The sequence below is a fragment of the Ligilactobacillus sp. 110_WCHN genome (assembly GCF_030518115.1).
Lineage (GTDB): Bacteria > Bacillota > Bacilli > Lactobacillales > Lactobacillaceae > Ligilactobacillus > Ligilactobacillus aviarius_C.
This window is the reverse complement of sequence record NZ_JAULLI010000013.1, coordinates 23378-44032: the sequence shown is the minus strand read 5'-3', so window position 1 is coordinate 44032 and position 20655 is coordinate 23378. Positions and strand designations below refer to the sequence as shown.

Annotated in this window: 27 protein-coding genes, 1 other RNA gene and 1 other annotated feature; of the genes, 22 read left to right on the top strand and 6 right to left on the bottom strand. The window is 41.2% G+C overall.

From position 1 onward, the window contains the following. The first annotated feature begins 3 nt into the window (after window positions 1-3). The 14 genes from rlmB (at window position 4) to Q3C15_RS05760 (ending at window position 10400) form a co-directional block, all read left to right on the top strand. A complete protein-coding gene (rlmB, locus tag Q3C15_RS05825; protein ID WP_064215206.1) occupies window positions 4-726 on the top strand; it encodes a 23S rRNA (guanosine(2251)-2'-O)-methyltransferase RlmB in 723 nt (240 codons plus the stop codon). A 3-nt stretch (window positions 727-729) separates the two neighbouring features. Then, window positions 730-1251 carry an NYN domain-containing protein gene (locus Q3C15_RS05820; RefSeq protein WP_278852253.1) on the top strand — a complete coding sequence of 174 codons (522 nt, stop codon included), beginning with the start codon at window positions 730-732 and terminating at the stop codon, window positions 1249-1251. A 59-nt stretch (window positions 1252-1310) separates the two neighbouring features. Beyond that, the gene (gene rpmG, locus Q3C15_RS05815) at window positions 1311-1463 is read left to right on the top strand and encodes a 50S ribosomal protein L33 (protein ID WP_057826791.1); all 153 of its coding nucleotides are present in this window, start codon (window positions 1311-1313) and stop codon (window positions 1461-1463) included. 13 nt (window positions 1464-1476) lie between these two features. Further along, complete coding sequence (gene secE, locus Q3C15_RS05810; RefSeq protein ID WP_289554988.1) at window positions 1477-1641, top strand: preprotein translocase subunit SecE; 165 nt, start codon at window positions 1477-1479, stop codon at window positions 1639-1641. A gap of 113 nt (window positions 1642-1754) precedes the next feature. Continuing rightward, window positions 1755-2306 carry a transcription termination/antitermination protein NusG gene (gene nusG / locus Q3C15_RS05805; protein ID WP_204779241.1) on the top strand — a complete coding sequence of 184 codons (552 nt, stop codon included), beginning with the start codon at window positions 1755-1757 and terminating at the stop codon, window positions 2304-2306. A gap of 88 nt (window positions 2307-2394) precedes the next feature. Then, window positions 2395-3120, top strand: a complete 726-nt coding sequence (locus tag Q3C15_RS05800) for an alpha/beta fold hydrolase (RefSeq protein WP_283579971.1) — start codon at window positions 2395-2397, stop codon at window positions 3118-3120. A 28-nt stretch (window positions 3121-3148) separates the two neighbouring features. After that, a complete protein-coding gene (locus tag Q3C15_RS05795) occupies window positions 3149-4033 on the top strand; it encodes a ribose/proton symporter RbsU (RefSeq protein WP_302704615.1) in 885 nt (294 codons plus the stop codon). Window positions 4034-4170: 137 nt separating this feature from the next. After that, complete coding sequence (rplK, locus tag Q3C15_RS05790) at window positions 4171-4596, top strand: 50S ribosomal protein L11 (protein WP_057826786.1); 426 nt, start codon at window positions 4171-4173, stop codon at window positions 4594-4596. A 99-nt stretch (window positions 4597-4695) separates the two neighbouring features. Beyond that, window positions 4696-5391 (top strand): 50S ribosomal protein L1, encoded by a 696-nt coding sequence (gene rplA / locus Q3C15_RS05785; RefSeq protein ID WP_057826785.1) that lies wholly within the window; start codon window positions 4696-4698, stop codon window positions 5389-5391. A 41-nt stretch (window positions 5392-5432) separates the two neighbouring features. Beyond that, window positions 5433-5548, top strand: a sequence feature (ribosomal protein L10 leader region). Window positions 5549-5570: 22 nt separating this feature from the next. Next, window positions 5571-6092: a 50S ribosomal protein L10 gene (gene rplJ, locus Q3C15_RS05780; protein ID WP_064208593.1), complete on the top strand. Its 522-nt coding sequence runs from the start codon at window positions 5571-5573 to the stop codon at window positions 6090-6092. Between the two features lie 39 nt (window positions 6093-6131). Further along, a complete protein-coding gene (gene rplL / locus Q3C15_RS05775) occupies window positions 6132-6500 on the top strand; it encodes a 50S ribosomal protein L7/L12 (RefSeq protein WP_057826783.1) in 369 nt (122 codons plus the stop codon). 166 nt (window positions 6501-6666) lie between these two features. Then, window positions 6667-9249, top strand: a complete 2583-nt coding sequence (gene mprF / locus Q3C15_RS05770; RefSeq protein ID WP_283579973.1) for a bifunctional lysylphosphatidylglycerol flippase/synthetase MprF — start codon at window positions 6667-6669, stop codon at window positions 9247-9249. A 112-nt stretch (window positions 9250-9361) separates the two neighbouring features. Next, the gene (locus Q3C15_RS05765) at window positions 9362-9898 is read left to right on the top strand and encodes a phenolic acid decarboxylase (protein WP_064208448.1); all 537 of its coding nucleotides are present in this window, start codon (window positions 9362-9364) and stop codon (window positions 9896-9898) included. A gap of 16 nt (window positions 9899-9914) precedes the next feature. Then, complete coding sequence (locus Q3C15_RS05760; protein ID WP_283579974.1) at window positions 9915-10400, top strand: PadR family transcriptional regulator; 486 nt, start codon at window positions 9915-9917, stop codon at window positions 10398-10400. Window positions 10401-10483: 83 nt separating this feature from the next. On the opposite strand, the gene Q3C15_RS05755 is transcribed toward Q3C15_RS05760, so the two are convergent. From Q3C15_RS05755 to nrdH, 5 genes are read right to left on the bottom strand one after another with little or no spacing between them, the layout of a single operon-like run. Continuing rightward, entirely contained in the window at window positions 10484-10894 is a 411-nt protein-coding gene (locus Q3C15_RS05755; RefSeq protein ID WP_283580813.1) for a hypothetical protein, read from the bottom strand. 16 nt (window positions 10895-10910) lie between these two features. Next, the gene (nrdF, locus tag Q3C15_RS05750; RefSeq protein ID WP_057826778.1) at window positions 10911-11894 is read right to left on the bottom strand and encodes a class 1b ribonucleoside-diphosphate reductase subunit beta; all 984 of its coding nucleotides are present in this window, start codon (window positions 11892-11894) and stop codon (window positions 10911-10913) included. 19 nt (window positions 11895-11913) lie between these two features. Then, window positions 11914-12354: a class Ib ribonucleoside-diphosphate reductase assembly flavoprotein NrdI gene (gene nrdI / locus Q3C15_RS05745; RefSeq protein WP_064208450.1), complete on the bottom strand. Its 441-nt coding sequence runs from the start codon at window positions 12352-12354 to the stop codon at window positions 11914-11916. Between the two features lie 33 nt (window positions 12355-12387). Further along, entirely contained in the window at window positions 12388-14562 is a 2175-nt protein-coding gene (gene nrdE, locus Q3C15_RS05740) for a class 1b ribonucleoside-diphosphate reductase subunit alpha (RefSeq protein WP_283579977.1), read from the bottom strand. A 26-nt stretch (window positions 14563-14588) separates the two neighbouring features. Continuing rightward, window positions 14589-14822, bottom strand: coding sequence for a glutaredoxin-like protein NrdH (gene nrdH / locus Q3C15_RS05735; protein WP_057826775.1), 234 nt, complete (start codon window positions 14820-14822; stop codon window positions 14589-14591). A 194-nt stretch (window positions 14823-15016) separates the two neighbouring features. Between nrdH and Q3C15_RS05730 the strand changes: the two genes are divergently transcribed. From Q3C15_RS05730 to Q3C15_RS05705, 6 genes are all read left to right on the top strand, one after another. Then, a complete protein-coding gene (locus Q3C15_RS05730; protein WP_302704614.1) occupies window positions 15017-15634 on the top strand; it encodes a class I SAM-dependent methyltransferase in 618 nt (205 codons plus the stop codon). Between the two features lies 1 nt (window position 15635). Beyond that, on the top strand, window positions 15636-16097 hold the full coding sequence (locus Q3C15_RS05725) for a nucleoside deaminase (protein ID WP_064208453.1): 462 nt from the start codon (window positions 15636-15638) through the stop codon (window positions 16095-16097). 46 nt (window positions 16098-16143) lie between these two features. After that, window positions 16144-16243: signal recognition particle sRNA small type (gene ffs, locus Q3C15_RS05720), an RNA gene on the top strand. A 63-nt stretch (window positions 16244-16306) separates the two neighbouring features. Then, window positions 16307-18058, top strand: a complete 1752-nt coding sequence (gene dnaX, locus Q3C15_RS05715) for a DNA polymerase III subunit gamma/tau (RefSeq protein WP_302704613.1) — start codon at window positions 16307-16309, stop codon at window positions 18056-18058. Between the two features lie 12 nt (window positions 18059-18070). After that, a complete protein-coding gene (gene recR, locus Q3C15_RS05710; protein ID WP_064208455.1) occupies window positions 18071-18670 on the top strand; it encodes a recombination mediator RecR in 600 nt (199 codons plus the stop codon). After that, a complete protein-coding gene (locus tag Q3C15_RS05705; RefSeq protein ID WP_057826770.1) occupies window positions 18670-18927 on the top strand; it encodes a YaaL family protein in 258 nt (85 codons plus the stop codon). Before recR ends, Q3C15_RS05705 begins: the two co-directional genes overlap by 1 nt. Before the next feature lie 36 nt (window positions 18928-18963). Here Q3C15_RS05705 and Q3C15_RS05700 read toward each other — a convergent pair whose 3' ends face one another. Next, window positions 18964-19350 carry an iron-sulfur cluster biosynthesis family protein gene (locus Q3C15_RS05700; protein WP_302704612.1) on the bottom strand — a complete coding sequence of 129 codons (387 nt, stop codon included), beginning with the start codon at window positions 19348-19350 and terminating at the stop codon, window positions 18964-18966. 319 nt (window positions 19351-19669) lie between these two features. Between Q3C15_RS05700 and tmk the strand changes: the two genes are divergently transcribed. Both tmk and Q3C15_RS05690 read left to right on the top strand, forming a co-directional pair. Next, window positions 19670-20317, top strand: coding sequence for a dTMP kinase (tmk, locus tag Q3C15_RS05695; RefSeq protein ID WP_278852231.1), 648 nt, complete (start codon window positions 19670-19672; stop codon window positions 20315-20317). Further along, window positions 20314-20646 (top strand): cyclic-di-AMP receptor, encoded by a 333-nt coding sequence (locus tag Q3C15_RS05690; protein ID WP_064208458.1) that lies wholly within the window; start codon window positions 20314-20316, stop codon window positions 20644-20646. The genes tmk and Q3C15_RS05690 overlap by 4 nt, the downstream gene beginning before the upstream one ends. The last annotated feature ends 9 nt before the right edge of the window (window positions 20647-20655 follow it).

Here is a 20655-nt window from a genome sequence, read left to right as displayed (position 1 = left end):
GACATGGTGATCGGGCGGCACCCCGCAATGGCAGCCCTCAAGTCGGGCCAGACGATCAATAAGGTTTTTGTCCAGGCGGGCTCAAACTCAGATGCCATCGCTGAAATCGTGACTCGGGCAAAACAAAAGGGAATCATTGTTTCCCAAGTTCCGAAAACTAAGCTGGATCAACTGAGCAATAATCAAAATCACCAAGGCGTTGTTTTAACGGTTTCGCCATTTGAATATGCAACGGTTGATGATTTATTTGCGCGGGCTGCCAAGCGCAATGAAGATCCGCTTTTCTTGATTCTTGATGGGATCGAAGACCCGCACAATTTAGGATCGATTTTACGGACCGCAGATGCAGCCGGCATTCATGGGATTATTATCCCCAAGCGCCGGGCAGTTCAATTAACGTCAACGGTTGCGAAGACTTCAACCGGCGCCATTGAATACGTTCCAGTAGCACGGGTCACCAATTTAGTTCAAACCGTAAAGCAGTTAAAGGAACGCGGAGTATGGGTCTTTGGAACGGATATGAAAGGCCAAGATTTCCGGAAGTGGAGTGCTAAGGGACCGACGGCAATGGTCATTGGAAATGAAGGAAAAGGAATTTCACCGCTTTTGAAAAAGGAATGTGATGAAATGCTGACGATTCCGATGGTGGGGCATGTTCAAAGTTTAAATGCCAGTGTGGCTGCTAGTTTATTGATGTATCAAGCATTTTCATCGCGAGGAGAATAACCGATGAAAAAGCGGATTTTAATTGTGGATGCCTATAATATGATCGGCAACTGGCCGCAGCTTGATAAGTTAAAGAAGGCTGACCGGTTAGAAGATGCGCGTGATCAGTTATTGAAAGTTCTTTCGAATTATCGCAAGCAAATGGACATGGAGATCATTGTTGTGTTTGACGCGATGTACGTTCCGGGACTTTCAAAAAGCTATCAACAATATGACTTAACGATCATTTGGACGGATGAAGGGCAGACCGCTGACAGTTATATTGAATCTTTGGCTGGAAGGCTCTTTTCACCATTGACGCAGGTAACAGTCGCAACCAGTGATCAGGCCGAACAATGGACGATCTTTTCACAAGGAGCGCTTCGGAAGCCGGCATGGGAATTATATCAGGACATTAAGCATGCCCGGCGAAAAGTCAGTGAAGCAACGAAAAATTATCAAATTCAGTCAACGGTTCGAAAAAGTCCGTGGGATGAGCAGCAATTGGAAAAACTTGCGCAATTGCGGGATGAACTTTCAGAATAATTTGACACGTGCAAAGAATTAATTGTATAGTTATCTTGAGATTTTAGAAGGAGAGAATTATGTCTTCAAAACGTAAAATTGCATTAGCTTGTTCAGTTTGCGGTTCACGGAACTATACGATTACTGAGAATCCGAACCGGACTGAACGCCTTGAAGTAAAGAAATTCTGTAAATACTGTAATAAACATACTCTTCACCGAGAAACGAAATAAAGGAGCGAGAACGTTGAAATTTTTTAAAGAAGTTATTCAAACAATGAAGGATACAACGTGGGAAAATGCCCGTGAAACCCGGAAGGATACATCAACGGTTGTTACAATGTCAATTCTCTTGATTATCTTTTTTGCAGTCATTGATGCTGCAATTCAAGGTTTGATTTCCTTTATCTAGTCAAACGCAGAAAAGTTTGTTATACTAACGTTAGTTGAAAGAACCTTCGCTTTGCGAGGTTTTTTTATTTTGCTTTGAAATTAACTGAATTAATGATGAATGGAAGGATTACAATGGCAGAAACATCAGAAAAAAAGTGGTATGTTTTGCACACATACTCTGGATATGAAAACAAGGTCAAGACAAACCTTGAATCACGAGCCCAATCAATGGGAATGGAAGACTACATTTTTCGCGTAGTTGTTCCGGAAGAAGAAAAGCATGAAACAACCAAGACGGGGAAGGAAAAGATCGAAACGTTAAAGACCTTCCCTGGCTACGTGTTAGTTGAAATGGTAATGACGGATCAATCATGGTACGTTGTCCGGAATACCCCAGGGGTTACCGGATTTGTTGGTTCTCACGGTTCAGGAAGCAAGCCAGCACCATTATTGGATTCAGAAATCCAAACAATTTTACATGGCCTTGGCATGAGTACCCGTCATCAAGACTTTAAGGTCAATGTGGGTGATTCGGTTGCAATTATCGATGGACCATTTAAAGGTCAAGTAATTAAAGTAACTGAAGTTGATGGCGAAAAGATGAAGATCAAAGGGAACATCTTAATGATGGGTCATGAAACAAACGTTGAAGTTGGTTTTGATGAAATCGACAAGATCGTTTAATTTGAGATTCAGTTTTAAGATTAACTATAATGGATGAGGTTGCGGAAACAACCTCATTTTTATTAAGAAATAGAAAGAATTGATAAAAATGCGAGTTCAAGAACCAACGCTTTTCATTCATGGTTATTCGGGAACGTATTTTTCTTTTCGCAAGATGTTGAAACGGTTTGCGAAAAACCACTGGGGAGAGAAGTCATGTATCGTGATCATTTCGCGCACCGGTCAGATTTATTTTTGGGGCCGGCCGCATTCATTGATCCAAGTTTTATTTTTAGAAAACCGCGATAATGTTGCCCATCAAGTTAAATGGATCTGGAAATTATTGAACCAGTTGAAGACAAATTATGGGATTCCGCATGTGAACCTGGTTGCCCATTCGATGGGATGCGTATCGGTTTTAATGTATTTGAATCAATATGGATATGATGAACGGAATTCGAAGGTCAAACGGGTGGTTACGATTGGCGCTCCGTTCAATGACCTTGAAGTTGGTAAGCGAACGCCGTACATTGAAGATCATCCGTTAACGACAACGGGGCCGGTTGAAATGTCGCCGCTTTACCGGTGGATGAAAGTCAATAATATTGGGATGCCCGCAGACATTCGTTTCCTAAACATCGCGGGAAATTTGCAGAACGGAACTTTTTCTGATGGTCAGGTTTCGGTCAATTCGGCGCTGTCATTACGTTATTTGGTCAGGGATGTTCGGCGGCAATATCAGGAGTATATTATTCGTGGGAAACAGGCTGAACATAGTCTTTTACATGAAAACGAACAGGTCGATCAAATTATCGGCAAGTTTTTAACTCACTAATAAAGGAATTGAAATGGAGTGAAATTCAATGAAGTTAGTTGCGATTTTAATTGGATTAGGGCCGTTGATTGGATGGGGAATTTATCCGACAATTGCATCCAAATTTGGCGGCAAACCCGTAAATCAAATTCTTGGATCAACGATTGGAACGTTAATTTTTGCGATTGTTTATAATCAGCTCGAGCATTTAGGCTTTCCTCAGGGTAAAGACCTGCTGCTGGCGATCCTTTCGGGAATTGGATGGGCAGTGGCGCAAGTGATCACCTTTTATTCATTTACGTTGATCGGGTCTTCGCGGGCAATGCCAGTTACAACTGCTTTTCAACTTTTAGGAGCTTCGCTTTGGGGCGTCGTTGCGCTTGGCGATTGGCCAACGATGGTCGATAAGGTTGTTGGTTTTGTTGCTTTGGCGGTAATTATTCTCGGTGCTTGGATGACAGTCTGGAGTGAGCATAAAACCAAGGAAGACAGTAATTCTTTGCGCAAAGCCGTTATTGTTTTGCTGATCGGTGAAATTGGATATTGGGCTTACTCAGCCGCTCCGCAAGCAGCAAGCATTAACGGCAAACAAGCTTTCTTGCCGCAAGCGATTGGAATGGTAATTGTCGGGGTGATTTATGGAATCATTACTTTGGTTCGAAAACAAGGCAATCCGTTTGCTCAAAAAGTAACGTATAAGCAAATTATTTCAGGATTTTTCTTTGCGTTTGCGGCCCTTACATATTTAATTTCGGCACAACCGAATATGAATGGACTGGCAACCGGTTTTATCTTGTCACAGACGTCCGTTGTTTTAGCAACGTTAACCGGAATCTGGTTTTTGGGACAGAAGAAAACGCATCGTGAAATGGCAGTTACGGTTGGTGGCTTGATTTTGATCATCGCTGCGGCTGCGATTACAGTCATTGTTTAAAAGCATAAGTTTCAGTGCAGACCATTGCACTGAAACTTTTTTTGTGGTATATTTTAAAAGTATGTTTTACACATACTTAGTGGGAGGTCAAATCTAAATGGCCATCCGAACCACACACGGAAGAGGAGGTTTTTACCGTGGCAAAGAATGTAGTAAACGTAGTTAAGTTACAAATTCCTGCTGGAAAAGCAACTCCAGCTCCTCCTGTAGGTCCAGCTTTAGGACAAGCAGGTATCAACATTATGGGATTCACAAAGGAATTTAATGCACGGACAGCTGACCAAGCTGGCATGATTATTCCTGTTGTTATCAATGTATATGAAGACCGTTCATTCGACTTCATTACAAAGACACCACCTGCTTCAGTATTACTTAAGAAGGCTGCTGGTGTACAAAAAGGCTCAGGCGAACCTAACACAAAGAAGGTCGCAACAGTTACAAAAGACCAAGTTAAGGAAATCGCTGAAACAAAGATGCAAGATCTAAACGCTGCAGACGTTGAAGCTGCTATGCGCATGATTGAAGGTACTGCACGGAGCATGGGCTTTGTTGTTAAAGACTAAGCATAACTAACATGCTTCTCAGTCGGACACTTTGCGAAAGTAAAGATGTCAAGTGGGAGGTTTATCCGATGACCACATTTTGCAAGGAGGAAAACACTAATGGCTAAAAAGAAAAGCAAGAAATATTTAGAAGCTGCAAAGCAAGTTGAAGCTGACAAGAGCTACACATCAGAAGAAGCCCTTGAATTAGTTAAGAAGATCGACTTTGCTAACTTTGATGCAACTGTTGAAGCTGCATTTAACTTAAACCTTGATACAAAGCAAGCTGACCAACAATTACGGGGCGCAATGGTTTTACCAAACGGTACAGGTAAAGACCAAAAAGTTATCGTATTTGCTAAGGGTCCTAAAGCTCAAGAAGCTAAGGATGCCGGTGCAGATGTTGTTGGTGACGACGATTTGGCACAACGGATCCAAGATGGCTGGTTAGACTTTGACGTTGCAATCGCAACCCCAGACATGATGGCTCAAGTAGGTCGTTTAGGTCGAGTTCTTGGTCCTAAAGGCTTAATGCCAAACCCAAAGACTGGTACAGTTACAATGGATGTTAAGAAGGCCGTTACAGACGCTAAATCAGGTCAAGTAACATACCGGACAGACCGTGATGGTAACGTTCACGTTCCAGTTGGTAAGGTTTCATTTGATGCCAAGGCATTAAACGAAAACTTCATGGCAATTTACGAAGTAATTGCTAAGGCTCGTCCAGCTGCCGTTAAGGGAACATACATCAAGCACTTATCAGTTGCTTCAACATTCGGACCAAGTGTTACAATCGACGTTAACACTCTTAAATAAAAAAGTAATTGACCGGTAAGACCGGTTATGATAAACTAAAAATGTTGATAATAGTTCTACCTAAGACTCAGGTGGCGCAAGCCTCAAAATCCTGCCGAGGAGAATACGGTTCTTTCTCTATGTCTTAGTGTAGACATAGAGTTTTTTATTACTCTAATCTACAACTAGGAGGTGAAAACATGGTTAAAGAAATTATCGCTAAGAAGGCTGCGATCGTTGACGAAGTTGCTGACAAGTTCAAAAACTCAGTCTCAAACGTTGTTGTTGACTATCGTGGTTTAACTGTTGAAGAAGTTACAGACTTACGTAAACAATTACGTGAAGCCGGAGTTGAAATGCGCGTTATTAAGAACACATACTTAAAGCGTGCCGTAGCTAAGGCTGAAATTGAAGGCTTAGATGACGTATTTGCAGGTCCAACAGCTGTTTGCTTCTCTGAAGAAGATGTTACAGCTCCAGCACGGATTTTGGTTAAGTTTGCTGAAGATCACGAAAACCTTGAAATCAAGGGTGGCATGATTGAAGGTAAGGTTTCATCATTAGACGAAATCAACGCTTTATCAAAACTTCCAGATCGCGAAGGTTTGCTTTCAATGTTACTCTCTGTATTACAAGCACCAGTCCGCAACTTTGCATATGCTGTTAAGGCTGTTGCAGATAGCAAGGACGAAGGTGCTGACGCAGAAGCAGATGCAGAATAATTAATTAAAAATAATTTTTAAATTTCGGAGGAAAATAAAATGGCATTAGATACAGAAAAGATCATTGCTGACTTAAAAGAAGCTAGCATTCTTGAATTAAACGACTTAGTAAAAGCTATCGAAGATGAATTTGGTGTTTCAGCTGCTGCTCCAGTTGCTGCTGCAGGTGCAGCAGGTGCAGACGGCGCTGCTGAAAAGTCAGAATTCGACGTTGAATTAACAGACGCAGGTTCAGCTAAGGTTAAGGTAATCAAGGCTGTTAAGGACATTACAGGTCTTGGCTTGAAAGATGCTAAGGGCTTAGTTGATGACGCTCCTTCAGTAATCAAGGAAGGCGTTGCTAAGGACGAAGCAGAAGACATGAAGGCTAAACTTGAAGAAGTTGGCGCAAAGGTTACTCTTAAATAATTAAGAGCGTGTCTTCAAGGAGGATGGATTTCCATCCTCCTTTTTTTTGTTGGAATTTTTAAAAATAGTTTTTAATTCAGAAGAGATTTCTCTTTTTTCCTTTTATCAAAAACGAACTTATTATATTATTTTAATTAGGACTGTTTAAGATTAAGGAGGAGCGATAATGCGAAAAGCATTTACGCGAGTAAAAGATTTTTATGAAAAACATGCCACGTTGCTGAAAATGGTTTTCATCCTTTCAGTATTACTGTTTGTTTTTACTGAAATCGGAAGAATTTTTCATCAATTAAATTGGCATCAAGTTGGCGAAGCCCTTTCAGATCAATCGCCCGTTGTCATTATCGCAATGTTGGTTTGCGGTTTGATTGCGGTCTTACCAATGTTGATTTATGACTTTGTCATTGTTAAGTTTTTACCGGGTGATTTTTCAACCGGATACATTGCGCGCAGCGGGTGGGTAACAAATACGTTTACCAACGTTGCGGGCTTTGGCGGTTTACTTGGAGCGACGCTGCGGGCAAACTTTTATAAAGACGGAGCAAGTAAAAAGGAAATTTTATATGCAATCTCCAAAATTGCATTGTTCCTGTTAGCCGGGCTTTCAATTTTTTGTTGGATCTCATTGGTAATGATGTTTGCCATTCCATCAGAAGCAATTTTCCATAAGTATTCGATTTGGCTGCTGGCCGGCGGATTGTACTTTCCAGTTTTATTCTTTATTACGAAGTTCAAAGATAATGAATTCTTCAAGGATTTAACGTGGAAACGTGAATTTGCATTGATTATTGGGTCAACGGTTGAATGGGGCTGTGCGGCCTTATTCTTCCTTGTGATCGGTGCCTTGATGGGGATTCACATCAAGTTGATCGATGTTATCCCGTTGTACATCATTGCTGAAATCTTAGGGATTATTTCAATGGTTCCGGGTGGATTAGGCTCATTTGATGTGTTCATGATTTTGGAATTGACCCACTTAGGAGTTTCAAGTGAATTGGCGGTCGTTTGGATTCTCTTCTTCCGGCTGTTTTATTACATTGTTCCGTTTATTTTAGGAGGCGTTTTCTTCGTCCATGATATGGGTCATCAAATCAATGAAAACTTTGATGGAATCCCGCAATCAGTTATTCAAAAGGTTGCCCATGGGTTGGTAACGTTATTTATGTACTTTTCAGGAATCTTCATGTTACTTGAATCTGCGTTGCCGAACTTTACCTTCTCAAATTCAATTTTGATGAAGTTTATGCCGTATACGTTCTTCTTCCTGAATCAGATGACGAATATTTTGTTTGCGTTCCTGTTGTTGGGAATGGCGCGGGCAATTCAACTTAAGCAACGCAAAGCGTATGTTCCAACGTTGATTATTTTGGCAATTGGGATTGTGAACACGTTGTGGAAAGAGTATACCCCGACCCTGGCAATTTTCTTGGTCTTTGTAATGATTTGCATTGTGCTTTCACGCAAAGAATTATACCGGGAAAAGATGCAGTTTTCATTTGAAAGTACGGTCTTAAGCATGTTGATGTTCGGAGGAGCGTTCTTGCTCTACATGTTAGTCGGAATCTTAAACCGGCCGCATCAACATCACCATCACCGGATCCCAGCTGGTTTGATTTTCCCTGATCAGCAAGTTTGGCTGTACGGATTAGTTGGAATGATCATTGCCGGCTTGATTTTGTTAGTCATGATGAATTACTTTACGAAGGGGAAAGATCCGTTTAATCAAATGAAATTCCCTGAAGAGCGCATTAAGGCAATCATTGACCAATACGGCGGGAATGAAGTTAGTCATCTTGCTTACTTAAAAGATAAGTTTATTTACATTTTCCAAAAAGATAATGAAGATCAGCTTTACCTGATGTACCAGATCAAAGCTGATAAAATTATCATTATGGGCGAACCGGTCGGAAATCAGCGGTATTTGAAGGACGCGGTGCGGGAATTAGTTTCACTATCGGATAAATATGGTTATCAGTTAGTATTCTACGAAATTAATTCGAAGTTAACGATGATCCTTCACGAGTTTGGTTTTGACTTTATCAAGACCGGGGAAGAAGGTTACGTTGAACTTGATAAGTTTACGTTGAGCGGAAAGAAACAACGGGCACAGCGGGCTTTAATGAACAAGTTCGAACGCGAAGGCTACGAGTTTTCAATAGTTGAACCGCCGTTTAGCGAAGAATTAATGACCGAATTAAAGGAAGTTTCTGATAGTTGGCTAGGCAGCCGGAACGAAAAGGGCTTCTCCCTTGGATTCTTTGATGAAAGTTATATTCAACGCGCACCGGTTGCAATTGTTCGCGATAAAGACGGAAAGTTAGTATCATTTGCGACCTTAATGCCAATGGAAAAGGACACGTTGTCGATTGATTTGATGCGGCATCGAAGCGACGCCCCATCGGGAATCATGGACAAGGTCTTTATTGAACTTTTCAAGTACGGTCAGGAAAATGGCTATAAGTACTTCGACCTTGGAATGGCCCCGTTATCTAACGTTGGGGATTCAAAGTACAGTTTTATTGAAGAACGGGTTGCCCATTTCATTTATGAATACGGGTATAAGTTATATGGTTTCCAAGGATTAAAGTCATTTAAGAACAAATATGCGAATGAATGGCATTCAAAATATACGACTTACCGGAAACGAAGCTCAATTGCAATTACGATGTTGCAGTTGGTAATGGTTGTAAATCAGAAGCGAAAACCAGAGAAATTTACGGTCTTGGCACCGAAGTTCTTGCAACAATAACTATGAAAGAGAAGCATTGTACATGCAGTGCTTCTTTTTTTGTTTTAAAAAGTATTTTAAAACTTGATATAATATTTGTGTCGATAACGATATAAGATGAAGGAGAAGCAAAATGGAAAGACAATTTAAAACCCTTGATGATTTTTTAGGAACTCATTTTATTTATACATATGACAATGGTTGGGAATATGAATGGTATGCCAAAAATGATCACACAGTTGATTATCGGATTCATGGGGGAATGGTTGCTGGTCGTTGGGTTAAAGACCAAGAAGCTGATATTGTAATGTTGACTGAAGGCGTTTATAAGATCACTTGGACTGAACCAACTGGAACAGATGTGGCGCTTGACTTTATGCCCAACGAAAAGAAAATGCATGGAACAATTTTCTTCCCCAAATGGGTTGAAGAACATCCAGAAATCACGGTTACTTTCCAAAATGAACACATTGATGTAATGGAGGAAGCCCGGGAAAAATATGAGACTTATCCAAAATTATTAGTTCCTGAATTTGCAACGATTACTTACATGGGTGATGCAGGTCAAAATAATGAGGATGTGATTGCCGAAGCTCCGTATAAAGGAATGACAGATGATATTCGGGCTGGAAAGTATTACGATTCAAACTATAAACGGATTAAAAAATAATTAAAGGAGAATCAAAGTGCCACGACCACGTGTATTACCATTTATTATTTTAGGATTACTGAATAAAAATGGATCAATGTCTGGGCGAGATATGATTAAAGAATTCAAGAATGAAATCAGCGAATTTTGGAGTGTATCGCACAGTCAGCTTTATCCTGAGCTTCAACGAATGCTTGAAGAAGGCGATATTGAAGTTCGAAAAGGTTCATCAAATCTTAAAGTCATTAATTATCAGATTACAAAGAATGGAATTGAAAAGCTTAATCAATGGTTTAGTGAATCAATCAATCTTAAAAATGATGATTTAACATCGGTCAAACTATACTGTATTGCTGATCGTCATTCTCCTTTATTATCTGAAATTTTTGAAAAAGAGTTTGATTTGCATAATCAAAAATTAAAGCATTTGAAAGAACGAAGGCAAATGCTATTTCAGAATCAAGAACAAATCAATAATGAATATGGCCACTATTTGATTCTTACCCGGGCAATTTCGGCGTGAAAAGGCATATTTAGACTGGCTTAAAATGAATAAGAGCAAAAAAAATCGATGATGAAAAATCCATCATCGATTTTTTATTTATTTTACTTAATAAACGGTTCTTCGACATCTTCGACCTTGATCCGGGCAAGTTGAACAGCAAGAAAATCATTGACTTTAAGCCATTTTGAGAGTTGAGTTGCATTTTGATCATTTGCTTGTTCATCCTTGGCAACGACAAGCGGGTCAAGTTGCTGAATTGCATGGGCAATTTGTGGGTAGTGATCAATTATAAAATCACGAATTTGCTGGTCACCCTTAAGTTTAAACTGGACGCCGGTATACCACAGATGATCTTTGAGAATCTGTTTTGCTGTGTTTTGAATGAAACATTCATTTTGATTCTCGTTTGAAAGATCGATGTACAGGTGATCAATATCGATCAGTCCTGAACTGGCATTTTCCTTTTTAAACCGCATGATATTATGAAACGTTGTAACTTCCTTTGATTGCATAAAATATTCCTCGCTTTTATTTTTCAGGGTCATCATTTGCCCATTTTTCGTAATCTTCATTGGTCATGGCTTCAACTTCCCCAAGACGATAGCCATTGCCGACCTGAGAGAAGAAATCATGGTTCGATGTGGTTGTTGAAATTCCGTTAATGACGGTTGGTTCAACGTCTTCGGCTGTATCAGGGAAGAGCGGATCTTGACCGAGGTTCATTAACGCTTTATTTGCGTTATACCGGACAAAGGTCAATACGTCTTCCGTCCAGCCAACTGGATCGTAAAGAAGGTGGGTGTACTTTTCTTCGTTTTCGTAAAGTTTCATCAAGAAGTCATACAACCAGTCCTTCATTTGTTGCTGTTCATTTTCGCCGCGTTCCTTTAATCCAAGTTGGAACTTGTAGCCGATGTATGTTCCGTGAACAGATTCATCCCGTAAAATCAATTTGATGATTTCAGCGGTGTTGGGCAATTGGTTGTGGCCCAAGTAGTAAAGGGGAGTGTAGAATCCCGAATAGAAAAGACATGTTTCAAGAAAAACATTCGCAACCTTTTGTTTCAACGGATCTTCAGCCGTATCGTTATAAATATCGCTGATCCATTTGGCTTTGTTTTGAAGAAATTCTTCAGAATCACTCCATTGGAAGATTTCGTCAATTTCGTCCGGAGTATTCAACGTTGAAAAAATCGTTGAGTAACTTTTGGCATGTACTGATTCCATGAATTGAATGTTATTTAAAACGGCTGTTTCATGTTGCGTGCGAACGTGCCGTCTTAATGATGCCATTCCATCCTGGGATTGAACGGTGTCAAGCAAAGTCAAGCCGCCAAAGACATGGCCAACAAGGTACTTGTGATCGTCATCAAGTTGGTGCCAATCCTTCAAGTCGTTTGAAACCGGAATCCGGGTATCAAGCCAAAACTGTTCCGTTAATTTTTCCCACGTTGCTTTATCAATTGCGTCATCGATCTTATTCCAGTTGATTGCTTTGTAATTATTGCTCATCAGAAATTTCCTCACTTTCCTATGCTAAAACGTCAAGCATTGTTTGATAGATCCGTTCCACATCGCGGCTGGTCCCCCGAAGTTCATATGTATCGAGAAACGGAACGTTGAATTGTTGGGCGTACCGGCGAGCAGTCAAACAGAACTGCTGGTTAAAATTCCGGTTTCCTGAACCAATAACTCCTAAACAGTGAGCAGCATTATCGCCATAATCAATGTATTCCCCTAAAGCATTCGTCATTAATTCCTTAACGCCGTTATCAATTCCGTTGCCGCCATCAAGGTAGGTTGGAACGAAAACAAAATAATCTTCAGTTTCGTCATCAAACGGATCGGCTTCACTGATCTCCTTTGCGTTGATCGTGTCGTCCGGCCGATGAGCTTCAGCATAGTCTTTTAACTTTTCAATAAATGCCCGTGTGTTGCCTTCAATTGAGGTAAATAAAATGTTGATTTTCATAAAATAAATTCCTTTCTTCCCCTAAAAAGAATGTTAGATTGAACAGCTTTCACATTCATTCACACTGAATGCTTCTGAGCCGTCGTCAGTATATGTTCTGACGTAGTATAAACTCTTGATTCCCTTATGCCATGCGTAGTTCCGGATGATCGACAGATCGCGGGTCGTCATCTTATCTGTACGGCCGTCCTTCCATGGGTACAGGCCTTCAGCAATCGTTGACTTAAAGTACAAGGTAATTGAGATTGACTGGTCAACGTGCTCTTGAGCTGCAGCGTAGACGTCGATCATCTTCCGCATATCTAAGTCATACGCGGATTTGTAATATGGCATTGTATCGGTTGAAAGGTAAGCAGCCGGGTAGTAGACCTTCCCAATTTTACCTTCTTGCCGTTCTTCGACCTTTTGAATGATTGGTTGAAGGGAAGCAGTCGTGTTGCCAACGTATGAAATTGAACCGGTTGGAGCAACCGCCATCCGGTAAGCATTATACAAACCATCACGCATGACGTTTTCTTTTAATTGAGCCCAATCTTCTTTAGTTGGAATAAAAATCCCGGCGAACAATTCCTTAACGCGATCGCTTGTTGGACCCCAATCTTGGTTAATGTACTTGTCAAAGTATGAACCGTCAGCATATGCACTCTTTTCAAATTCAAAGAACGTTTCTTGCCGTTCCTTGGCAATCTTGTTTGAAGCAACCAACGTCCAGTAATTTAATAACATGAAGTAGACATTGGTGAATTCAATTGATTCCGGCGAACCGTATTGAATGTGGTTCTTGGCTAAGAAAGCGTGCAGCCCCATTGCCCCTAATCCAACTGAGTGGCTTAACTTGTTGCCTTCATAAATCGACGGGACGACCTTGGCGTTTCCTTGGTCAGAAACGAATGTTAATGCCCGCATCATGGTTTCAACGGACTTGCCGAAATCAGGTGAAGCCATCAAGTTGACGATGTTGGTCGATCCTAAATTACAACTGATATCGGATCCAAGAACTTCGTATTCTTGAAGGTCGTTGATCTTTGATGGCCGCTGAATTTGGGCAATTTCTGAGCAGAGATTGCTCATGATGATTTTACCGTCAACGGGATTAGCCCGGTTCATAGTATCGATATTGACGATGTACGGGTAGCCGGATTCTTGTTGAAGCTTACTGATTTCCTCTTCAAGTTCCCGGGCCTTGATCTTCTTTTTATGAATCTTTGGATTATTGACTAAGTTGTCATATTCCTTGGTAATGTCAACGTATGAGAATGGAACGCCGTATTCCTTTTCAACGTCATATGGTTCAAATAAGTACATGTCGGCGTCTTGTTGAACTAATTCATAAAACTTATCAGGAACAATTACCCCAAGGGAGAGGGTCTTCATCCGAACCTTTTCATCGGCATTTTCACGTTTAGTTGCTAAAAATTCGATGATGTCGGGGTGGAAGACGCTTAAGTAAACCACGCCGGCCCCTTGACGTTGGCCGAGTTGGTTTGAGTAAGAAAAACTGTCTTCCAAAAGTTTCATTACCGGAACAACTCCCGAAGCCGCGTTTTCGATTCCTTTAATTGGAGCTCCAGCACCGCGGAGATTGTTCAACGTAATTCCAACGCCGCCGCCGATTTTTGAAAGCTGCAATGCAGAGTTAATGCACCGGCCGATCGAATTCATATCATCAGTTGGTTGAAGTAAGAAGCAGGATACGAATTCTCCCCGGCGTTTCCGCCCGACATTCAAGAACGTTGGGGTTGCAGGTTGGTACCGTTGATGGATCAATTCATCGGCAAGCTGCATTGCAAGGTCTTCATCGCCGTTTGCCATGTAAAGGGCGTTCATTGCAATTTTATCCTCATAAGTTTCAAGGTAATAATTGCCATCGTTTGTTTTTAAAGCATATTGATTGAAGAATTTGTAAGCGGCCATGAATGATTGAAATTCGAAATGTTGGTCTTCAAGGTAGGCATACAGTTTCTTGATAAATTCAAAATCGTACTTTTCAACAAATTCTTTTTCGATGTAGTCATTTTCGATGAGAAATTTAAAACGTTCCTCTAATGAAGAGAAGCGTTTGGTGTTTGGTTCAACATTCTCTTTAAGGAAGGCTTGTAAAGCTTCCTTATCTTTTTCCAATGGAATTTTATTATTTACGGGAATGTTGATCTGGTTATTTAAGTCATAGTAGGTTACATTGCTGATATCGATGTCTTTAATTCCCAAGATGATCGCCTGCTTTCTGTGAGGGTTTAGTTAGCAGCAACAAGTTCCTTTAATTGGTCTGGCCGGAAGCCGTTAATGATTGGTTCTGAATTGTTTTCAAGGACGGGAACACTTTGAAATCCTTTTTCTTTTAAGTAATCAACATATTCAGGTTCTTCTGAAATGTTGTGTTCTTCAAAGGTAATATTGTTTTGTTCTAAGAAGCGTTTGGTCATTTTGCATTGGATGCAGTTGTTTTTTGTATATAAAACTAAATTCATCTGGATGTCTCTCTTTCCGTTAATTTCGTGTACGTGATGTAAGTATACACTTTTGAGAAAATAATACAATATGTAGTTGTTTAACAATTTGATAAGCATATATATGGTGGATATTCAGGAATCGCGTCATCAAAGGGTTTGCTTTTAATTTTAAAAATTCGTATCATAAAAACAAAGAGAAAGGACGGAAAATTTTGACAAATTATTACTATTCAGAACACCCAGATGTTGAGCATCAGGAACGGCGGTGGAATTTTAATTTATTAGGAAATGAATTTCATTTTGTGACTGATAATGGGGTTTTTTCAAAACGCACGGTTGATTTTGGTTCCCGCACCCTGTTGGATGCATTGGAAGCAACGGGAATGTTTGAAAATCTTCAAGGAACGGTCCTTGATGTCGGTTGTGGGTATGGTCCGATTGGATTGGCACTTGCAAAATGTTATCCGCAATTAACGGTTGAAATGGTCGACGTCAACCATCTGGCACTTGACCTTGCTAAGGAAAATGCGACATTAAATGAAATCAACAATGTGGATATTTTTGCATCCGACGTTTATGCCCAGGTGGATAAGACAGATTATCAAGCAATTGTTTCGAATCCGCCGATTCGGGCGGGCAAGAAAATTGTTCACCAAATTCTTGAAGGGGCATTTGATCACCTTCAGGCAGGCGGAACGTTAACCGTGGTAATTCAAAAGAAGCAGGGCGCCCCGTCTGCGAAAAAGAAAATGGAAGAAGTTTTTGGAAACTGTCAGATGATTGCCCGCAATAAGGGATACCAAATCTTGCAAAGTCAAAAGGAATCATAAAATGGAAGAAAAGCACGCGCAATTTATGCAGGCTGCCCTGCATGAAGCACAGCAAGCAGCTACAATTGGGGAGATCCCGATTGGCTGTGTAATTGTGAAGGACGATCAAATCATTGGTCGCGGATTTAATTACCGCGAACACTCCAAATTGGCGACGGACCATGCGGAGATCCGGGCAATTCAAATGGCCAATCAGGCCCTTCAAAGCTGGCGGCTTGAAGACTGTACGTTATATGTTACCTTGGAACCATGCCCAATGTGTACGGGAGCAATTTTAAACGCCCGGATTCCGGAAGTTTATTATGCCGCGGCCGACGAAAAGGCGGGAATGGCTGGAACACTTGATAACCTGTTGAATGATCCGCGGTTGAATCATCAAGCAATTATCCACAAGGGCTTGCTGCAGGAACAAAGTTTGAAACTTTTGAAGTCGTTTTTTGCACAGGCCCGAAAAAAATCATAAAAAAGACTGGAATTTTTAGTGGAGTTACGGTATCATATTAATTGCCGTAAGGCCTTAAGACAATATCGTCTTAACGAATCGTGTCAGGTCCGGAAGGAAGCAGCACTAAGTTCTGTTCGGTATGTGTCTTAAGTTGATATGAATTTGAACTCTCGGTCTTAGGGATCGGGAGATTTTTTTTAGAAATTTATTGATAGGAGGAACCTTTCATGGCATATCAAGCTTTGTATCGAACATGGCGGCCGCAACGTTTTGAAGATGTTGTGGGACAGGAAATGATCACTAAAACTCTTCGCAATGCAGTGATGACGAATCAAACGTCCCATGCATATTTGTTTACTGGTCCCCGGGGAACCGGGAAAACGTCGACAGCGAAGATCTTTGCCAAGGCAATTAACTGTCACCACCAGGAAAACGGTGAACCATGCAACGAATGCGAAATTTGTAAAGCCATCACAAACGGCAGTTTGAATGATGTGCTTGAAATTGATGCGGCCTCAAACAACGGGGTCGAAGAGATCCGTGATATCCGTGATAAGGTTAAATATGCTCCAACTCAGGCCGACTATAAGGTCTACATCATTGATGAAGTTCACATGTTATCCACGGGCGCATTTAATGCTCTGTTGAAAACCCTTGAGGAACCGCCGGCCAATGTTGTGTTTATTTTGGCAACCACGGAACCGCACAAGATTCCGGCAACGATCATTTCACGAACACAACGGTTTGACTTTAAGCGCATTACTTCAGCAACGATTCTAAAACGGATGGAATACATCTTGAATCAAAAGGATATCCAGTATGAAGATGCGGCGTTAAAGGTGATCGCCAAGGCTGCAGAAGGCGGAATGCGGGATGCGTTAAGCATTCTTGATCAGGTTATTTCGTTTGGTGAAAATAACGTTACGCTGGAGAATGCATTGCTGGTAACGGGCAGCGTGACGAAAACGGATCTTTTGAATTACTTACAGGCGGTTGTGGATCAAAAGACGCCGGAAGCATTGGAAATGATCCACAAGTTGGTTCAAGACGGCAAGGATGCTTCCCGAATTGTGGAAGACTTGGTGGAATATTGCCGGGATTTATTACTTTATCAACAATCTCCAGCAATGCTTGAGGAAACGGAACTTGGAATGCTGGATGAAGACTTCAAGAAGTTTGCGCAAGAAATTGAACCGGAAACAGTTTATCAAATGATCAATATTTTAAATGAACAGCAGGAAAACATGCGGTATACGTCGCACCCAACGGTTTACCTGGAAGTTTTGACGGTTAAGCTGAGTCAGCTTAAAAATCAACCGCAAGTTTCTCAAGCCAATGCCCAACCGACAATCAGTGCGGATCAAGCCCAGATCGACCGGTTAATGAATCGGATCCAACAGCTTCAAGATCAAATCAACAGTTTGCAGCAGACCCAACCACAAGCAGCCCGGCCTGCTCGGCGGCAAGTGGTTTCAACGAACCAGACAAAGGTTAAAGAAGTTAAGGTCAACTACGAAAAGGTTAATGAAGTCTTGGGGAACGCTACCCGGGCAGATTTGAATCGGTTCCAACAAGTTTGGGGCGATTTAGTCAATATGCTGACGGTTCCGCAACGGGCAATTATGAGTGTCAGCAGACCGGTAGCAGCAAGTTCAGAGGGTGTCGTGATTGGATTTGAATACCCGTACCTTTGCCAAAAAGCCATTGATGACCGCGAACTTCAGGATGCACTGACTAATGGCTTAAGTCGGCTTGTGGATCAAGATTTAAGTTTACTTTTCTTACCAAATGAACAATGGTTAAAAATTCGGAAAGATTACCTTGCAAAGCGGAAGGTTGAAAAGACAAACGCCCAACCAACAGCCCCAGCGGGAAACAACGCGGCTGATTCGCAAGACGAAGAACCGGCTCAACCGCCGATCGTTGCGGAGGCCCAGAAATTATTTGGAAAAGAAGCAGTTCAAGTTAAAGAAGATTAATGAGGTGATTAAATGCAGTATCCAGAACCAATTGCAAAATTGATCGATAGTTACACGAAGTTGCCGGGAATTGGCAGCAAAACGGCTACCCGGCTTGCATTTTTCACCCTTGATATGGATGAAAAAGATGTGGAAAACTTTGCCAAGGCCCTTGTTTCGGCAAAGAAGGACCTGCATTTCTGCAGCATTTGCGGCAACATTACTGAAAGCGATCCATGCGTGATCTGTGCAGATAAATCACGGGATCAAAGCCAGGTAATCGTTGTGGAACAGCCAAAAGACGTGATGTCGCTTGAAAAGATGCGGGAATATCATGGCTTGTACCACGTTTTGCATGGCGTTTTATCACCAATTGAAGGGAAAGGTCCGGAAGATATCAACATTACGGGCTTGATCAAGCGCCTGCAGCAAAATGACCAAATCAAAGAAGTGATTTTGGCAACCAATGCTACTCCGGAAGGGGAGGCAACCGCAACGTACATTGCGCGGTTGATCAAACCGGCTGGGGTAAAGGTTACCCGGCTTGCTCACGGCTTAGCGGTCGGCAGCGACATTGAATATGCAGATGAAATGACCTTATTTAAGGCGATTGAAGGGCGGACAGAACTGTAATGTTTGGATTTGGAAGAAAAAAACGCAATCAAGAAACATTGAAGAAACAATATGATCGAAAACTATTAGCTGATATTGAATTGGCCAAGGATGAATTCAATAACATCCGGCACAACGACGATTTGTTAGCAACCATGTCAACGGAAGAATTGCTGGCAAGTGAGCAAATTGCCCGGGCGAAGTTTGAATTCCTTTTCCGCGAAGCAAAACATCGGAAAGTAAAGGCTAAAATTCAAGAATCAGTGATTGTTCGATAGAAATAGGCTTGCGATGAAAATCGCAGGCCTGTTTTTTTATAAATGATATCGATTATCATTTTCTTGATCACGATAATCTAAAATTTTCAGGTTTGCAGTAATGATTCCGCGATATTGACCGTGTAAGGATAGTTGCTGGTCATGAGGATTTAATTTGATTGTCATTTCGTCATCCATGAACATCTTGGTGTAATCCTTATAATAGAAATTTCCTAAAGAAGTGGCTAAATTTTGATTATATTCGTGAAAATCACAGTCTTTGTGGACAATCAAAATTCGAAACGCTTGGTTCAAGGTGCATTCGGTTTTGCCTTCTGCTAAAAAGCCATTGCCGTCACCATAATCAAGTAGGACGATTGAATCTGGATCGTCAAAGAGCGGTGTCAATTTGGACGCTGCTTCAGAGGTAAGTGATAATTTCATTGTAAAGACTCCTTTCATTGTTAGTATAACTTACTTTAGGTTAGAAAATAGTTAAAATGCTTTTTGAATAGATACTAGTATAATGATTATATTTTATTAAACTATGCAAATTTTGATAAGATAGAAGTAGGACTTAGAGAATCAGGAAGATATTTTAGGATATTTGTTAGGGGAAAACACCTTGCAAGTGGAAGCTTGCAGGGTGTTTTTATATGCTTTTTGATTGCGAAAAATAAAAAGACAATTTAACAAATCTATTGGAGAATTCTTCCAAATTAAAGTACAATTAAAGTATTAATATTGAAGAGAGTTGTTGGCATTGAGTGGAAAGTTTATTACGTTTGAAGGCCTTGACGGGTCAGGGAAAACGACCGTCATTCGAAATGTAATTAAAGCCTTTGAACAGTCGCCGGACGCTGACCGCTTTATGTATAGTCGTGAGCCCGGCGGCAATCGGATTGCGGAGGCAATTCGGAAGATTATTTTAAGCGAAGAATATGCCGAAATGGATGCCCGGACGGAGGCGTTGCTGTTTGCAGCGGCGCGGCGGCAACACTTGGTTGAAAATGTTTTGCCAGCGTTGAAGAACGGCAAAATTATCATGAGTGACCGCTTCGTTGACAGTTCATTAGTGTATCAAGGCGCTGGCCGTGAGATCGGAATGGATGCCGTAGCCAAAATCAATGAATTTGCAACGAATGGGTTAACGCCGGATCTGACGTTGTATTTTGAAATCGATCCGGAAGTCGGATTAAGTCGGATTCAGAATAACCGGCAGGATGAAGTCAACCGGTTAGATAAAGATCAGCTTGATTTTTACCGCCGGGTCCATCAGGGATATTTAAAACTTGCTCAAGATAATCCGCAACGCATAAAGGTTATTGATGCCAGTCAGTCAATTGAGAAGGTAACTGACGATGTGCTTGCAATTTTGAAACAGTTTTTAAAGGTTAAGGAGCACGAATGAAATTAGTAATCGCAATTGTTCAAGATAAAGATAGCGATCAATTAAGCAACCAGTTCATCGAGCATGATGTGCGGGCGACAAAACTTGCATCGAGCGGCAGCTTTTTGCGGTCCGGAAACTCAACTTTTTTGATTGGAATTGATGATCAACGGGTTGATGAGGTGCTTGAAATTATAAAGCATGTCTCGAAGAAACGGCGGAAGTTTATTACCCCGCCAGTCGGAGTCGATACCCACGTTGAAGGGGTGCATAATAATTATCCGCGCCAAGTCAGCATTGGCGGCGCAACGGTTTTTGTCCTCGATGTTGCTCAGTTTGAACAGTATTGATTTGATGGA

Excerpts from the sequence above, each read along its gene's own strand:
- rlmB (WP_064215206.1), top strand. The coding sequence starts at position 4 with ATGGTGATCGGGCGGCACCCCGCAATGGCAGCCCTCAAGTCGGGCCAG.
- Q3C15_RS05820 (WP_278852253.1), top strand. The coding sequence starts at position 730 with ATGAAAAAGCGGATTTTAATTGTGGATGCCTATAATATGATCGGCAAC.
- rpmG (WP_057826791.1), top strand. The coding sequence starts at position 1,311 with ATGTCTTCAAAACGTAAAATTGCATTAGCTTGTTCAGTTTGCGGTTCA.
- nusG (WP_204779241.1), top strand. The coding sequence starts at position 1,755 with ATGGCAGAAACATCAGAAAAAAAGTGGTATGTTTTGCACACATACTCT.
- Q3C15_RS05800 (WP_283579971.1), top strand. The coding sequence starts at position 2,395 with ATGCGAGTTCAAGAACCAACGCTTTTCATTCATGGTTATTCGGGAACG.
- Q3C15_RS05795 (WP_302704615.1), top strand. The coding sequence starts at position 3,149 with ATGAAGTTAGTTGCGATTTTAATTGGATTAGGGCCGTTGATTGGATGG.
- rplA (WP_057826785.1), top strand. The coding sequence starts at position 4,696 with ATGGCTAAAAAGAAAAGCAAGAAATATTTAGAAGCTGCAAAGCAAGTT.
- rplJ (WP_064208593.1), top strand. The coding sequence starts at position 5,571 with ATGGTTAAAGAAATTATCGCTAAGAAGGCTGCGATCGTTGACGAAGTT.
- rplL (WP_057826783.1), top strand. The coding sequence starts at position 6,132 with ATGGCATTAGATACAGAAAAGATCATTGCTGACTTAAAAGAAGCTAGC.
- mprF (WP_283579973.1), top strand. The coding sequence starts at position 6,667 with ATGCGAAAAGCATTTACGCGAGTAAAAGATTTTTATGAAAAACATGCC.
- Q3C15_RS05765 (WP_064208448.1), top strand. The coding sequence starts at position 9,362 with ATGGAAAGACAATTTAAAACCCTTGATGATTTTTTAGGAACTCATTTT.
- Q3C15_RS05755 (WP_283580813.1), bottom strand. The coding sequence starts at position 10,894 with ATGCAATCAAAGGAAGTTACAACGTTTCATAATATCATGCGGTTTAAA.
- nrdF (WP_057826778.1), bottom strand. The coding sequence starts at position 11,894 with ATGAGCAATAATTACAAAGCAATCAACTGGAATAAGATCGATGACGCA.
- nrdI (WP_064208450.1), bottom strand. The coding sequence starts at position 12,354 with ATGAAAATCAACATTTTATTTACCTCAATTGAAGGCAACACACGGGCA.
- nrdH (WP_057826775.1), bottom strand. The coding sequence starts at position 14,822 with ATGAATTTAGTTTTATATACAAAAAACAACTGCATCCAATGCAAAATG.
- Q3C15_RS05725 (WP_064208453.1), top strand. The coding sequence starts at position 15,636 with ATGGAAGAAAAGCACGCGCAATTTATGCAGGCTGCCCTGCATGAAGCA.
- dnaX (WP_302704613.1), top strand. The coding sequence starts at position 16,307 with ATGGCATATCAAGCTTTGTATCGAACATGGCGGCCGCAACGTTTTGAA.
- recR (WP_064208455.1), top strand. The coding sequence starts at position 18,071 with ATGCAGTATCCAGAACCAATTGCAAAATTGATCGATAGTTACACGAAG.
- Q3C15_RS05705 (WP_057826770.1), top strand. The coding sequence starts at position 18,670 with ATGTTTGGATTTGGAAGAAAAAAACGCAATCAAGAAACATTGAAGAAA.
- Q3C15_RS05700 (WP_302704612.1), bottom strand. The coding sequence starts at position 19,350 with ATGAAATTATCACTTACCTCTGAAGCAGCGTCCAAATTGACACCGCTC.
- Q3C15_RS05690 (WP_064208458.1), top strand. The coding sequence starts at position 20,314 with ATGAAATTAGTAATCGCAATTGTTCAAGATAAAGATAGCGATCAATTA.